At 72.3% G+C, this 14,230-nt stretch carries 11 protein-coding genes; 7 read left to right on the plus strand and 4 right to left on the minus strand.

Annotated elements, in window-relative coordinates; all coding sequences use genetic code 11:
- Positions 1-120: 120 nt before the first annotated feature.
- Positions 121-1,395, minus strand: a complete 1,275-nt coding sequence (locus BIU97_RS06125; RefSeq protein WP_071255094.1) for an ammonium transporter — start codon at positions 1,393-1,395, stop codon at positions 121-123.
- 545 nt (positions 1,396-1,940) lie between these two features.
- Positions 1,941-2,963 carry a cell division protein ZapE gene (gene zapE / locus BIU97_RS06130; protein WP_071255091.1) on the minus strand — a complete coding sequence of 341 codons (1,023 nt, stop codon included), beginning with the start codon at positions 2,961-2,963 and terminating at the stop codon, positions 1,941-1,943.
- Between the two features lie 135 nt (positions 2,964-3,098).
- On the opposite strand from zapE, the gene BIU97_RS06135 reads away from it, so the two are divergent.
- From BIU97_RS06135 to BIU97_RS06145, 3 genes are all read left to right on the plus strand, one after another.
- Entirely contained in the window at positions 3,099-4,010 is a 912-nt protein-coding gene (locus BIU97_RS06135; RefSeq protein ID WP_071255089.1) for a sulfurtransferase, read from the plus strand.
- Complete coding sequence (locus tag BIU97_RS06140; protein ID WP_071297252.1) at positions 4,007-4,456, plus strand: SufE family protein; 450 nt, start codon at positions 4,007-4,009, stop codon at positions 4,454-4,456. Before BIU97_RS06135 ends, BIU97_RS06140 begins: the two co-directional genes overlap by 4 nt.
- Positions 4,457-4,779: 323 nt before the next feature.
- A complete protein-coding gene (locus BIU97_RS06145; protein ID WP_071255085.1) occupies positions 4,780-5,199 on the plus strand; it encodes a DUF6188 family protein in 420 nt (139 codons plus the stop codon).
- Positions 5,200-5,432: 233 nt separating this feature from the next.
- Here the strand turns inward: BIU97_RS06145 and BIU97_RS06150 are convergent, their stop codons facing one another.
- Entirely contained in the window at positions 5,433-6,656 is a 1,224-nt protein-coding gene (locus BIU97_RS06150) for an alpha/beta hydrolase family protein (protein ID WP_083404596.1), read from the minus strand.
- Positions 6,657-6,679: 23 nt separating this feature from the next.
- On the opposite strand from BIU97_RS06150, the gene BIU97_RS06155 reads away from it, so the two are divergent.
- The 4 genes from BIU97_RS06155 (at position 6,680) to BIU97_RS06170 (ending at position 12,086) form a co-directional block, all read left to right on the plus strand.
- Complete coding sequence (locus BIU97_RS06155; protein WP_071255080.1) at positions 6,680-7,261, plus strand: DUF3000 domain-containing protein; 582 nt, start codon at positions 6,680-6,682, stop codon at positions 7,259-7,261.
- On the plus strand, positions 7,258-8,607 hold the full coding sequence (locus tag BIU97_RS06160) for an HRDC domain-containing protein (RefSeq protein ID WP_083404595.1): 1,350 nt from the start codon (positions 7,258-7,260) through the stop codon (positions 8,605-8,607). Before BIU97_RS06155 ends, BIU97_RS06160 begins: the two co-directional genes overlap by 4 nt.
- 126 nt (positions 8,608-8,733) lie before the next feature.
- Positions 8,734-9,945 carry a thiolase family protein gene (locus tag BIU97_RS06165; protein ID WP_071255078.1) on the plus strand — a complete coding sequence of 404 codons (1,212 nt, stop codon included), beginning with the start codon at positions 8,734-8,736 and terminating at the stop codon, positions 9,943-9,945.
- 2 nt (positions 9,946-9,947) lie between these two features.
- Positions 9,948-12,086 carry a 3-hydroxyacyl-CoA dehydrogenase NAD-binding domain-containing protein gene (locus BIU97_RS06170; RefSeq protein ID WP_441294392.1) on the plus strand — a complete coding sequence of 713 codons (2,139 nt, stop codon included), beginning with the start codon at positions 9,948-9,950 and terminating at the stop codon, positions 12,084-12,086.
- 132 nt (positions 12,087-12,218) lie between these two features.
- On the opposite strand, the gene dxs is transcribed toward BIU97_RS06170, so the two are convergent.
- A complete protein-coding gene (dxs, locus tag BIU97_RS06175) occupies positions 12,219-14,156 on the minus strand; it encodes a 1-deoxy-D-xylulose-5-phosphate synthase (RefSeq protein WP_071255076.1) in 1,938 nt (645 codons plus the stop codon).
- Positions 14,157-14,230: the final 74 nt, after the last annotated feature.

A 14,230-nucleotide genomic window follows, 5' to 3' on the forward strand; every position in this document is an offset into this window, starting at 1 on the left:
GCACCGTGCCTCCCGTCCCGGGTCCGGACCACGCCGACCCGCGCCGACCCACCCGGAGTGGCCGGGCACACGACGACGGGCCCCGCGCTTCCGCGCGGGGCCCGTCGTGGTGGTGGTGTCCTAGCCGACCCGGAGCGGGCTGTCGTCCCGCTCCTCGGAGAGCACGTAGCCCTCTTCGCCGTGGACGGCGGTGTCGATGCCAGCGACCTCGTCCTCGGTGGTGACGCGGAAGCCCATCGTCTTCTCGATGACGAACCCGATGATGAAGGCGAGCACGAACGAGTACGCACCGACGGCGAGGGCCGCTGCGGCCTGCTTGCCGAGCTGCTCGAACGAGCCGGAGTAGATCAGGCCGGTGTCGTTGGCGAAGAAGCCGAGGAACAGCGTGCCGAAGATGCCGCCGACCAGGTGGACGCCGACCACGTCGAGCGAGTCGTCGAAGCCGAGGCGGTACTTCCAGTCGATGGCGAAGCAGCAGACGATGCCGGCGAGGAAGCCGAGCAGGATGCCCCAGCCCGGGGTCAGCGCGGCACAGGCCGGGGTGATCGCGACGAGACCGGTGACGGCACCCGAGGCGGCGCCGACGGAGGTGGCCTTGCCGTCCTTGAGCTTCTCGATGAGCAGCCAGCCGAGGATGGCGGCGGCCGGGGCAGCGAGGGTGTTCACCCAGGCGATCGCGGCGATGCCGTCGGCGGCGCCCTCGGAGCCGGCGTTGAAGCCGAACCAGCCGAACCACAGGATCGCGGCACCGAGCAGGACGAAGGGCGGGTTGTGCGGCTTGTGCGCACCCTTGGCGAAGCCGACACGCTTGCCGAGGACGATCGCGAGTGCCAGGCCCGCGGCGCCGGCGTTGATGTGCACCGCGGTGCCACCGGCGAAGTCGATGACGCCCCAGGTGGCGGCCCAGCCCGAGGTGAGGTTGAACACCCACGAGGCGACCGGGAAGTACACGACCGTGACCCAGACGCCGGCGAAGACCATCCAGGCGCCGAACTTGGCGCGGTCGGCGATGGCGCCGGAGATGAGCGCGACGGTGATGATCGCGAACGTGGCCTGGAAGCCGACGAAGGCCATCGACGGGTAGGCGGCCTGGATGTCCGAGGACTTGGCCTCCTCGAAGGCCTGGCCGAGGCCGATCTGGTTCCAGTCGATGCTGAAGAAGCCGACGACGCCCGAGACCGCCGTGCCGTCACCGTGGTTGGCGAAGGCGATCGCGTAGCCGTAGACGACCCACAGGACGCTCACGAGTGCGATCGCGCCGAACGACATCATCATCATGGAGATGACGGACTTGGCCTTCACCAAGCCGCCGTAGAAGAAGGCCAGGCCGGGTGTCATGAACAACACCAGCGCCGCCATCACCAACACGAAGGTCGTGTTGCCCTGATCAAGCATCTGTTCACCTCTCGATTGCACGAGCGGTTCTGGGACCGCCTCGGGTGTGACCGAGTCTGGCGAGGCGAGGTTTCACGAGGGAGCACGAACTGTTTCGCGGATGTAACGCGACGCGGCGCTTTGTAAACGTCGTGTTTCGACTGGCCCGATGACCCCTGGACAGGGGCCGTCCATCGGCGCGGTCCGTCCGGACGGTGCCCGACAGCCGTCGTGCACTGCGCCCCGCCGTGGTCGTCGCGCCCCGGCTCTCCGGGGCGCGAAGGCCGCAGGCGGGCGCGCAGCTCGCGCCGGCCCCGGCCGGATCCCGGGCGTCAGCTCCGGCGACAGACCGGACGCCGCGCCCCGTCGCGGCCGTCGCGCCCCAGCTCCTCGGGGCGCGACGACCGCAGGCGGGCGCGGAGCTCGCGTCACCCGGCGCCCCACCACACCCGCGCCACCCGCGCCGCCCGGGCGCGGAGCCCGGACCACCGCGCCACTCCGACCCGACCACGGACGGCCGGGAGGCGCGTGGCGGACCCGCCACGCGCCTCCCGGCCGTCAGGGGTTCAGTCCAGGGCGCGGGTCAGCGCCACCACGCGCGAGGCGGCGCGCAGGTACTTCTTCCGGTAGCCGCCCTGCAGCATCGCCTCGGGGTACACCTGGTCGAGCGGCGTGCCCGAGGCCACGATCCGGACCTGCGCGTCGTACAGCCGGTCCACCAGGGCCACCCAGCGCAGCGCGTCGGTCTGGTCCGCGAACGCCCGGACGTCGGTGAGCCCGACGGCGTCGAGGCCCTCGACCAGGGCGACGTACTTCGACGGGTGCACGGAGCCGAGGTGCGCGACGACGGCACCGAAGTCGTCGAGCGTCACCGAACCGGACGGCAGCGCGGCCGGCACGTCGGACACGACCTGCGCCGACTCGTCGACCGCTCGGCGGCGGAAGTCGAGGCCGTCGATCCGCATCGTCTCGAAGCGGTCCGACATCGCCTGGATCTCGCGCAGGAAGTCCTGGGCGGCGAACCGGCCCTCGCCGAGTGCGCCGGGCGGCGTGTTCGACGTCGCCGCGAAGCGGGTGCCGGTCTCGGTGAGCTCCTTGATGAGGCGCGTCATCACCATCGTGTCGCCCGGGTCGTCGAGCTCGAACTCGTCGATGCAGACCAGGGCGGTCCCGCGGAGCAGGTCGACCGTGCCCTGGAAGCCGAGGGCCCCGACGAGCGCGGTGTACTCGATGAACGTGCCGAACGTCTTCCGGCCGCTGGCCGCGTGGTACGCCGCCGCGAGCAGGTGGGTCTTGCCGACGCCGAAGCCGCCGTCCAGGTACACGCCGGACTTCTCGGCGGGTTCCGCGGCCGCCTTCCGCCGGCCGAAGAGCCCCCGACGCGGGGTGTCGGCGGGGCCGGCGGCGACGAACGCGGCGACGGCGTCGCGGACGTCGGCCTGCGAGGCGTAGTCGGGGTCGGGTCGGTAGGACCCGAACGAGGCGTCCGCGAACTGCGGCGGCGGCACGAGTGCGGCGGCCATCTGCTGCGGGGTCACCTGCGGATCACGGTCGACGAGGTGGCTCGGCACCGAAGCGTGTTCAGGCAAGGACGGCCCTTCCGGGAAGCATGTCGTGGGGTGTCACGTTGCGGCTGGAGCACGGCACGTCCGCGTACCGTTGCCCACAGGCACCGACGACCGATCCTAGTCCGGTGCCGGATCACCACCTGGAGGTAGCCCACCATGACCGCACCGGTCGACCCGTCCGAGAAGTTCGCCGCCTACGCGCACCCCGAGCGCCTCGTCTCCACCGAGTGGCTGCAGGAGCAGCTCGACGCCGGCACCGGCGCACCCGACCTGGTGGTGGTCGAGTCCGACGAGGACGTCCTGCTCTACGAGACCGGGCACGTCCCCGGCGCGGTGAAGATCGACTGGCACACCGACCTCAACGACCCGGTGCAGCGCGACTACGTCGACGGTGCCGCGTTCGCCGAGCTCCTCGGCGGCAAGGGCATCGGCCGCGACACCACCGTCGTCATCTACGGCGACAAGAACAACTGGTGGGCCGCGTACGCCCTGTGGGTCTTCGCGCTGTTCGGCCACGAGGACGTCCGCCTGCTCGACGGCGGCCGCGCGAAGTGGATCGCCGAGGACCGCGCACTCACCACCGACGAGACCGCCGTCACGCCCGTCGAGTACCCCGTGGTCGAGCGCCGTGACGAGACCGTCCGGGCCTTCAAGGAGGACGTCCTCGCCCACCTCGGCAAGCCCCTCATCGACGTCCGCAGCGCACCGGAGTACAGCGGTGAGCGCACCACCGCGCCGGACTACCCGGAAGAGGGCGCGCTGCGCGGCGGACATGTCCCCACCGCCGTGAACATCCCCTGGGCGACCGCCGCCGCCCCGGACGGCACCTTCAAGCCGCGCGCCGAGCTCGACGCGATCTACCGCGAGGGTGCCGGCATCGGTGACGCCGACCAGGTCATCGCGTACTGCCGCATCGGCGAGCGGTCGAGCCACACGTGGTTCGTCCTGCAGCACCTGCTCGGCTACGACGACGTCCGCAACTACGACGGTTCGTGGACGGAGTGGGGCAGCGCCGTCCGCGTCCCCATCGTGCAGGGTTCCGAGCCGGGTGCAGTCCCGAACCGATGAACGACGCCACCCTCCCCGCCACCCTCGCCGAGATCCGCGACGACTTCCTCGCCCTCGGCCAGAAGGACCGCCTGCAGCTCCTGCTCGAGTTCTCGGACGAGCTGCCCGCCCTGCCGGAGCGGTTGCAGGGGCACGAGGACGAACTCGAACGCGTCGAGGAGTGCCAGTCCCCCGTCTTCATCACGGTCACCGTGGGCGAGGACGGCGACGCCCCCCACGTCGTCCGCATGCACGCCACCGCGCCGCGTGAGGCGCCGACCACGCGCGGCTTCGCCTCGATCCTCGCGCAGGGCCTGTCCGGTCTGACGGTGGCGCAGGTGCTCGCCGTGCCGGCCGACTACCCGCTGACGATCGGGCTCACCGAGGCGGTCAGCCCGCTGCGCATCCGCGGCATGGTCGGCATGCTCGGTCGCGTGCAGCGGCAGGTGCAGGCGGCGGCTGCGTAGACGCACTCGCGCTTCGTGAGCAGGAACGGTCGGGTGCGTGACCGTGACGCGACCATTCCTGCTCACGAAGCGCCGGACGGACCCGGGACGGACGGGAGGCGCGGTGCCAGCTGGCGCCGCGCCTCCCGTCCGTCGCCCACCCGGTGCGCACGCCGTCCTCCGGGACGCCGGTCGGCTCCCGTGCCACCATGGAGTCAGTACCAAGGGGGGGCGATCATGGCGGAGATCGACGGGACCGTTCCGACCGGCACCTCGGTCAGCGCGGCGGACGGCCTCGAGTCGCCACGACGGCGCGCGCGTCGTCGGCCGGGAGCGGGTGGCGCATGGCCGAACTGACCGCCGACGACGTCCACCTCGCACTCGTCGGGGAGACCGTCGACCTCATCTGGGTCGACTTCAGGCTCACCCTCGCGTTCTCGAACCGGAGCATGGTCTCGTTCGAGACCCCGTTCCGCGTGGGCAGCGTGGACGGCGAGACCGTCCAGGTGGATCCCGAGGACAAGGACTCCCTGCTCCCAGCGCTCCACCTGCACACACAGACGGTCTCGGCGGCGCAGATCGACGGGAGCACGCTCCGGATCGACTTCGCGTCGGGAACGACGCTCCGAGCGCACGCTGACGACCACCACGAATCGTGGCACTACTCCGGGCCGGAGACGCCGCCGGTCCGAGCGATCGTACTCGGCGGGGGCGAGCTGTTCATCTCGCTCCCGTCTGGGGACCGCCCCGGACGAGCCGGTTGACGTCTCCACCGGCCGAGTCTTGCGGGCGGTGCGCCACCACATCGTGAGCAGCAATGGTCGGGTGCGTGATCGCGACCCGACCGTTCCTGCTCACGAAGTGCCGGACGGACCCGGGACGGACGGGAGGCGCGGTGCCAGCTGGCACACCTCCCTCGCAGGCTCGGTCGGCGCGCCCCGCGTGCCGCTGGTGCGACACCGCTGAGCGGGGCGCGCCCGTCTTCGTCCGGTCGCGTCTACCGCGCGCTGGCCGCCCCGCGCCGCTGGACCACCTCGGTGAGCCACGCGAGGATCCGCGCGTCGAACCAGTCGGCGTCGTGGTTCCAGAGCTTGGTGTGCCGCGCGGTGGTCTGCACCTCGAGCCGGACCAGGTCCGGGCGGGCCGCGGCCAGGGCGTGCGAGGCGGACGACGGCACGAACCCGTCGTCGTCGCTGTGCAGCAGCAGGATCGGCACCGTGAGCTCGTCGGCGCGGGCGACCATGTCGAGCTCCCGCAGGTCGACGGGCTGCCGGAGCCCGGTCAGGCGGTGCAGCACCGGCGTGCGGAGCAGGCGCTGGGCGACCTTCCGCACCGGGCGCGGCAGGCGGAGCAGCTGGCTCTGCGACTTGAGGACCGCGTGCCAGTCGACGACGGCCGACTCGAGGACGACCCCGTCGACGAGGTCGGCGAACCGCGACCGCACCAGGGTCTGCAGCACCACCGCGCCGCCCATCGACCACCCCATGAGCACGACGCTCGTCGCGTGCTGCGCGGTGAGCCACCGGAGGACGCTGTCGATGTCCTCCCACTCGGTGCTGCCGAGCCCGTAGCGACGGTCGATGCTCGGCGGGGCGACCCCGTCGTTCCGCCACGACGCGAGCACGACCGAGTAGCCGGCGGCGCGGAACACCGGCACCGCACGGATCGTCTCGGCACGGGTGACGCCGCGGCCGTGCACGAGGACCGCCCACGGCGCCGCCGGGTCGTCGGCGCGCACGACCCAGGCCGGCGCGGGACCGTTCGGGGTGGGGACGTCGACGTCCTCGACCGGCACGTCGAGCTCGCCGGGGGTCAGGTAGAACCAGCCGCCCCAGCGTCCGCGGCGCGCGGTCGTCGGGTCACCGGCGTCGATGGCGATGATGCGTCGGGTGACCGTGGTGTCGGTCGTCGCGACGACGTCGCCGACCCGCATGTGGCCGGTGCCGCCGCCGAACCACAGGCTGTAGCGGCCCTGCAGCTCGGTGTCGGGCGTGCGTTCGAGCGTGACGGTCCCCCGCACACGGTCGACGGCGTGGATCGGGACGCGTTCGGTGCGCTTCCGGTCGGGCGTGACGACGGCTCGTGCGACCGCGGCGACGAAACCGCCGACGACGGCCGTGCCGACCAGGGCGGCGGCGACACCCGCACCGAGGGCGACGAGTCCGGCCGAGCGGGCGGTGTCCTGGACGCCGTCACCGGCGGGTCGCGCGGATCGGGACATGCTCCGGAGCCTAGTCTGCAAGCGTGTCCGAAACCCGAGAGCCCGACGCCTTCGCGCGGCTCCGCGCGTTCGTGTCCTCCGTCAGCAGCCGCGCCGAGACCACGGTCACCGAGATCCCCTCGCCGACGCGCATCGCGCCGTTCTCGATCGCCCTGGCGGCGGACGTCTCGGGCACCGCGCACGGCGTCGAGTCGGACCTCGGCACGGGCCGGTTCATCGCCCTGCACGACCCGGAGGAACCCGACGGCTGGCAGGGGGCGTTCCGCATCGTGACGTTCGCCCAGGCACCGCTCGAACCGGAGATCGGCGTCGACGAGTTCGTCGCCGACGTCACGTGGAGCTGGCTCGTCGACGCACTCGAGGCGCACGGCGCCGTGTACGACCACGCCTCCGGGACGGCCACCAAGATCATCTCGCGCGGGTACGGCGACCTCGCCGCCCAGGGTGACGGCGCTCAGCTGGAACTCCGCGCATCGTGGACGCCGCGGGGCGAGGACCTCACCCCGCACGTCCGGGCGTGGCAGGACATCGTCGCCATGCTCGCCGGTCTGCCTCCCGCCTCGGACGGTGTGACCCTGTTGGCCCCGAGGAGGCTCGCCAAGTGACCGACCCGAACCGAACCCCAGACCCGGCCGGATCGTCCCCGGCCGCGTCGTCCCCGGCCGGGTCGTCCCCGGCCGCGTCGTCCCCGGCCGCGTCATCGCCGGCCGGGTCGTCCCCGGCTGCGTCGTCGCCGGCGTTCGAGGACGCCCACGACGCCGTCAAGGTGATCGAGTCGCGCGAGGACTACCTCGCCGCGGTCGCTGCCATCGCCGCCGGACACGGCCCCGTCGCGGTCGACGCGGAGCGGGCCAGCGGCTACCGGTACTCGCAGCGCGCGTACCTCATCCAGGTCTTCCGTCGCGGTGCCGGCGCGTTCCTGTTCGACCCGATCGCGATCGGCGACTTCTCCGACCTGCAGGCCGCGATCGTCGACGAGGAGTGGCTCTTCCACGCCGCTTCGCAGGACCTGCCGTGCCTGCAGGAGGTCGGCCTCGTCCCGACGCGCATCTTCGACACCGAGCTCGGTGCCCGCATCGCCGGGTTCCCGCGCGTCGGCCTCGGAGCCGTGGTGGAGCAGCTGCTCGGCATCACGCTCGCCAAGGCGCACTCCGCCGCCGACTGGTCGACGCGTCCCCTGCCGCAGTCGTGGCTCGTGTACGCCTCGCTCGACGTCGAACTGCTCCCCGACCTGCGGGACGCCCTCGCCGAGCAGCTCGAGGTGGCCGGCAAGACGCGGATCGCCGCCGAGGAGTTCGCCGCCGTGCTCACCCGCGCACCGAAGCCCCAGCGCGCCGAGCCGTGGCGACGACTGTCCGGCATGCACGCCCTGCGCGGCGCCCGGGCGCTGGCGATCGCCCGGTCGCTGTGGACGGCACGGGACGCCTACGCCCGCGACGCCGACGTCGCCCCCGGTCGCACGATCCCCGACGCCGCGATCGTCGCCGCCGCGGCAGCGGCACCGGCGTCCCGCAGCGAGCTCGCCGGTCTCCGGGCGTTCACCGGCCGGGCGAGCCGCTCCGAGCTCGACCGCTGGTGGGCCGCCGTCGACGAGGGCCGCACCACCGAGGACCTGCCGAAGCTCCGCGGCACCGGCGAGGCGACGCTGCCCCCGCCCCGTGCCTGGGCCGACCGCAACCCCGCCGCCGACCGGCGGTACAAGGCCGCTCGCGCCGCCGTCACCGCCCGCGCCGAGGAGCTCGACATCCCGCTCGAGAACGTCCTCACGCCGGAGACCCTGCGTCAGGTCTCGTGGGAGCCGCCGACGCCGATCGCGACCGAGACCGTCGGGGCGGTGCTCGCGTCCCACGACGCCCGCCCGTGGCAGGTTGAGGAGACCGCGTCGATCATCGCGTCGGCCTTTGTCGCTGCCGAACAGCAGCCGGCGTCGTCGGACGACGACGCGTCGTAGGAACCGCCCAACCGGCATGCGGCCGCCCAGCCTGGGGGCATAGCGTCGGGAGCGTCGCCGGGCGAGGCCCGGCCCGGCCGGACCGACCAGCGGTCCGGCCCGATCGATGAGGATCTGGAGGCCCAGTTGCCAAAGGCATCAGACGTCGTCTTCGTGGACGGCGTACGGACACCGTTCGGACGAGCCGGCGAGAAGGGGGTGTTCTGGAAGACCCGGTCCGACGACCTCGCGGTGCACGCGATGCGCGGCCTGCTCGACCGGAACGCCCAGCTCGACGGAGCGGCGGTGGACGACGTCGCCGTCGCGGCCACCACGCAGCAGGGTGACCAGGGGCTGACGCTCGGCCGCACGGTCGGGATGCTCGCGGGGCTGCCGAAGTCGGTGCCCGGGTACGCCATCGACCGCATGTGCGCGGGTGCGATGACGAGCGTCACGACGCTCGCCGGTGCCATCGCCTTCGGCGCGGCCGACGTCGCGATCGCCGGCGGTGTCGAGCACATGGGACGCCACCCGATGGGCTTCAACGCCGACCCGAACCCCCGCTTCGTCGCGGAGCGCATGGTCTCGAGCGACGCGCTCGTGATGGGCGCCACCGCCGAACGGCTGCACGACCGCTTCCCCGCCATCACGAAGGACCGCACGGACGCCTTCGCCGTCCAGTCCCAGCAGCGCTACGCCGCCGCCTGGGCCGCCGGCAAGCTCCAGCCCGACGTCATCCCGGTCGAGGTCAACAAGGGCGACGGCTGGGACGTCGTCAGCACCGACGAGCCGCCGCGGCCGGGCACCACCCTGGAGGCGCTGGCCGCGTTGAAGACGCCGTTCCGGCCCCACGGACGGGTCACCGCCGGCAACGCCGCCGGACTGAACGACGGGGCGACCATGAGCCTGCTCGCGTCGGAGGACGGCGCGAAGCAGCACGGCCTGCCCACGAAGATGCGCATGGTCTCGTTCGCCTTCGCCGGCGTCGAACCCGAGGTCATGGGCGTCGGACCGGTGCCCGCCACCGACAAGGCCCTGGCGAAGGCCGGCCTGTCGATCGACGACATCGGCCTGTTCGAGATCAACGAGGCGTTCGCCGTCCAGGTGCTCGCGTTCCTCGACAACTACGGCATCGCCCAGGACTCCGCGAACGTCAACGCGTGGGGCGGCGCGATCGCCGTCGGCCACCCGCTCGCGTCGAGCGGCGTCCGCCTGATGACCCAGCTCGCCGCGCAGTTCGCCGAGCGTCCCGACGTCAAGTACGGCATCACCACGATGTGCATCGGACTCGGCCAGGGCGGCACCGTCATCTGGGAGAACCCGAACTGGTCGCGCAGCGCGGCCCGGAAGGCGGCCTGACCGTGAGCACCGTCGAGAACGACCGACTGACCGAACTGAGCGAGGACGAGGTCGTCACGCACTCGTACGTGAAGCACGTCACGATGCCGTCCGGCGGCACGCTGGCGCTCATCACCCTCGACAACGGCAAGGACCACAAGCGGCCGAACACCCTCGGCCCGCGCACCCTGCGCGAGCTCTCCGGGGTGCTCGACACCCTGAAGACCGAGGCGGCCGCCGGCACGATCCAGGGCGTCGCGATCACCGGCAAGGAGTACTGCTTCGCCGCCGGCGCCGACCTGTCGCAGGCGGCCTCGGTGCCGTCGCGGCAGGTGGCGCACGACCTCGCGGCCCTCGGGCACGCGACGCTGCGCAAGTTCTCCGACCTCGGGGTCCCCTCCTTCGCCTTCGTGAACATGCTGGCGCTCGGCGGCGGGCTCGAGATCGCCCTGCACTGCACGTACCGGGTGTTCTCCTCGGCCGCGCAGGGCATCGGGCTGCCCGAGGTCTTCCTCGGCATCATCCCCGGCTGGGGCGGCGCGACGCTGCTCCCCCGGCTGATCGGGCCCGAGAAGGCACTCCGCGTCATCGTCGAGAACCCGCTCAAGAACAACCGTCTGCTCGACGGTCCTGCTGCCGTCGAGCTCGGCATCGGTGACGCGCTCATCCCGTCGGTCACGTTCCTGCCCTCGGCCGTGGCGTGGGCCGACGGCGTCATCACCGGCGCGACCAAGGTCGTGCGGAAGAACGAGCCGGGCATGCTCGAGAAGGCCGCCTGGGGCACCGTCGTCAAGGTCGCGCGGAACCAGGTCGCGTCGAAGATCGGCACGGTCCCGAAGTCGCCGTTCCGGGCGCTCGACCTCGTCGCTGCCGCGAAGTCGGGTTCCCTCGACGAGCGCTTCGCGGACGAGGACGACGCCCTCGCCGACCTCATCTCCGGCGACCAGTTCGCCGCGTCGATGTACGCGTTCGACCTCGTGCAGAAGCGCGCGAAGAAGCCCGTCGGAGCGCCCGAGGGCGTCGAGGCGAAGAAGATCACGAAGGTCGGCGTCCTCGGCGCCGGGCTCATGGCGTCCCAGTTCGCGCTGCTGTTCGCCCGCCGTCTGGGCGTCCCCGTCGTCATCACCGACGTCGACCAGTCCCGCGTCGACGCCGGGGTCGAGCGGATCCGTGGCGAGGTCGCGAAACTGCTCGACAAGGGCCGGATCTCCCCAGACGACGCGAACCGCATCACCGCACTCGTCAGCGGCTCGGTGTCGTATGACGCCTTCGCCGACGCCGACTGGGTGATCGAGGCCGTCTTCGAGGAGATGTCCGTCAAGCAGGACGTGCTCCGTCGCGTCGAGGCGGTCATCGCGCCGGACGCGATCCTCGCGACGAACACGTCGTCGCTGTCGGTGTCCGAGATGGGTTCGGTGCTCGCCGACCCGTCGCGCCTGGTGGGCTTCCACTTCTTCAACCCGGTCGCGGTCATGCCGCTCCTCGAGGTCGTCCGCACCGGGGCGACCTCGGACGAGACCCTCGTCACGGCCCTCGCCGTGGCGAAGACGCTGAAGAAGACCGCGATCATCACCGCGGACCAGCCGGGCTTCGTCGTCAACCGGGTGCTCGCACGCGTCCTCGGTGAGGCGATGCGCGGCGTCGAGCAGGGCACCTCGTTCGACACGGTCGCGCAGGGCGCCGCACCGCTCGGCCTGCCGATGTCACCGTTCGAGCTGCTCGAACTCGTCGGGCTGCCGGTCGGCGCGCACGTGCTCGACTCGCACCACGCCGCGTGGCCTGAGCGCTTCTATCCCGGCGACGGGCTGGGGAAGATCGCCGAGCACGGGACGATCCTGACCCGCGACAAGAAGGGCAACGCGACCGGGTACGACCCCGCCGCCGTGAAGCTGGTCGCGCCGTCCAAGAAGGACGCGGACCCGGTCGACGCCGCCGAGATGCAGCGACGCTTCGAGGACGCCCTGGCCGACGAGGTGCACCGCATGCTCGAGGACGGTGTGGTGCAGCACGTCGAGGAGATCGACCTCGGTCTCATCCTCGGCGCCGGCTACCCGTTCCAGGCCGGTGGCATCAGCCCGTACCTCGACCGTTCCGGCGCGTCCGAGCGGGTCTTCGGCGGCACGTTCCACCAGCCGCCGATCGTCGGCCCGGCCTCCCGCTAGCCGGCGCCAGTCCGTCTCGCACGACCGGGGTCACCCCGAACCGCGGATCGCCGTGGTTCGGGGTGACCCCGGTTGTGCGGGGTACGGTCGAGCCGACGACGACCGCCCGCGCGGCGCAGCCGCCAGCGCGACTCAGCGGTCGGACGCGGCCGACTCGCGGGAGCGGGCGGGCTTCGCCTGCGGCAGCTTCGTGCCGACGACCTGGTCGATGACGTCGCGGGCGATCGCCTGCGCCGTGAGCCCCACGTCGGCGAGGATCTCGGAGCGCGTCGCGTGGTCGATGAACTCCTCCGGCAGACCGAGCTCGTTCACCCCGGTGTCGACGCCGGCGGCCCGCAGGTCCTGCCGCAGGCGCGTGCCGACGCCGCCGACCCGCACGCCGTCCTCCATCGTGATGACGAGACGGTGCGTCCGGGACAGCTCGATGAGCGACGACGGGATCGGCACCACCCAGCGCGGGTCCACCACGGTGACGCCGATGCCCTGCGCCTCGAGCAGCGCGGCGGCCTCGAGGGCGGTGGGGACCATCGACCCGACGGCGACGAACAGCACGTCGGGTGAGCCCTCGGGCGCGTCGCGGAGCACGTCCACCCCGTCGGACAGCCGTCGGAGCGCGGGGATGTCCGGTCCGACCTGGCCCTTCGGGAAGCGCACCACCGTCGGGGCGTCGTCGACCGCGACGGCCTCGCGGAACTCCTCGCGCAGGGTCGCGGCATCGCGGGGTGCGGCGATGCGGATGCCCGGCACCACCTGGAGCAGTGCGAGGTCCCACATGCCGTGGTGCGACGGGCCGTCCGGGCCGGTGATGCCGGCACGGTCGAGCACGAACGTCACGCCCGCCTTGTGCAGGGCGACGTCCATGAGCACCTGGTCGAACGCCCGGTTGAGGAACGTCGCGTAGAGCGCCACGACCGGGTGGAGTCCCCCGTAGGCCAGGCCCGCGGCGGTCGTGACGGCGTGCTGCTCGGCGATGCCGACGTCGTAGACGCGGTCGGGGTGCTGCTCCTGGAACAGGTGCAGCCCGGTCGGCCGGAGCATCGCGGCGGTGATGGCGACGACGCGCGGGTCCGCCGAGCCGGCGTCCGCCAGCGACGACGCGAACACCGAGGTCCACGACGGCCCGGACGCCGTGTCGAGCGACTCCCCCGTCTCCGGGTCGATGTGGCCGACGGCGTGGAACTGGTCGGCCTGGTCGCGCAGGGCCGGCTCGAAGCCGTGGCCCTTCTCGGTGATCGCGTGCACGATCGTCGGGGCGCCGTACGCCTTGGCCTGCCGGAGTGCGGCCTCCACCGCGCGCTGGTCGTGCCCGTTCACCGGACCGATGTACTTGATGTCGAGGTTCGAGTAGAGCGCCTCGTTGTTCGTGAAGCGTGACAGGAACCCGTGCAGGCCGCCCCGCATGCCCCGGTACACCGCGCGCCCCGGCGCACCGAACCGGTCGGCCACCGCCCGCGAGGTCTCGTACAGCGCCCGGTACTCGCGCCGCGTCCGCATCGAGCTGAGGAACCGCGCCATGCCGCCGATCGTCGGCGCGTACGAGCGACCGTTGTCGTTCACGACGATGACGAGTCGACGGTCGTTGTCGTCGGAGATGTTGTTGAGCGCCTCCCACGTCATCCCGCCGGTGAGCGCGCCGTCCCCGACGACCGCGATGACGGTGCGGTCGGTCTGCCCCGTCTGCCCGAAGGCGCGGGAGATGCCGTCCGCCCACGACAGCGACGACGACGCGTGCGAGGACTCGACGATGTCGTGCTCGGACTCGCTCCGCTGCGGGTACCCGGCGATGCCGCCCCGCTCGCGCAGCTTCGAGAAGTCCTGCCGGCCGGTGACGAGCTTGTGCACGTACGACTGGTGCCCGGTGTCGAAGACGAACGGGTCGCTCGGCGAGTCGAACACGCGGTGCATCGCCAGCGTCAACTCGACGACGCCGAGGTTCGGCCCCAGGTGCCCACCGGTCTTCGCGACCTCGGCGACCAGGAAGCGCCGGATCTCGGCGGCGAGGTCGGTCATCTGCGCGTCGGACAGACGCTTCAGGTCGCGCGGCGACGTGATGCTGCTGAGCAGGCTCACGGGCGCTCCTTTCGTGGGGCTGTCGGCCCACTCTATTCGCGTGGGGACGGAACGGACTGGAGGCGCGGTGCCAG

Source organism: Curtobacterium sp. MCBA15_009, assembly GCF_001864895.1.
Classification (GTDB): Bacteria; Actinomycetota; Actinomycetes; order Actinomycetales; family Microbacteriaceae; genus Curtobacterium.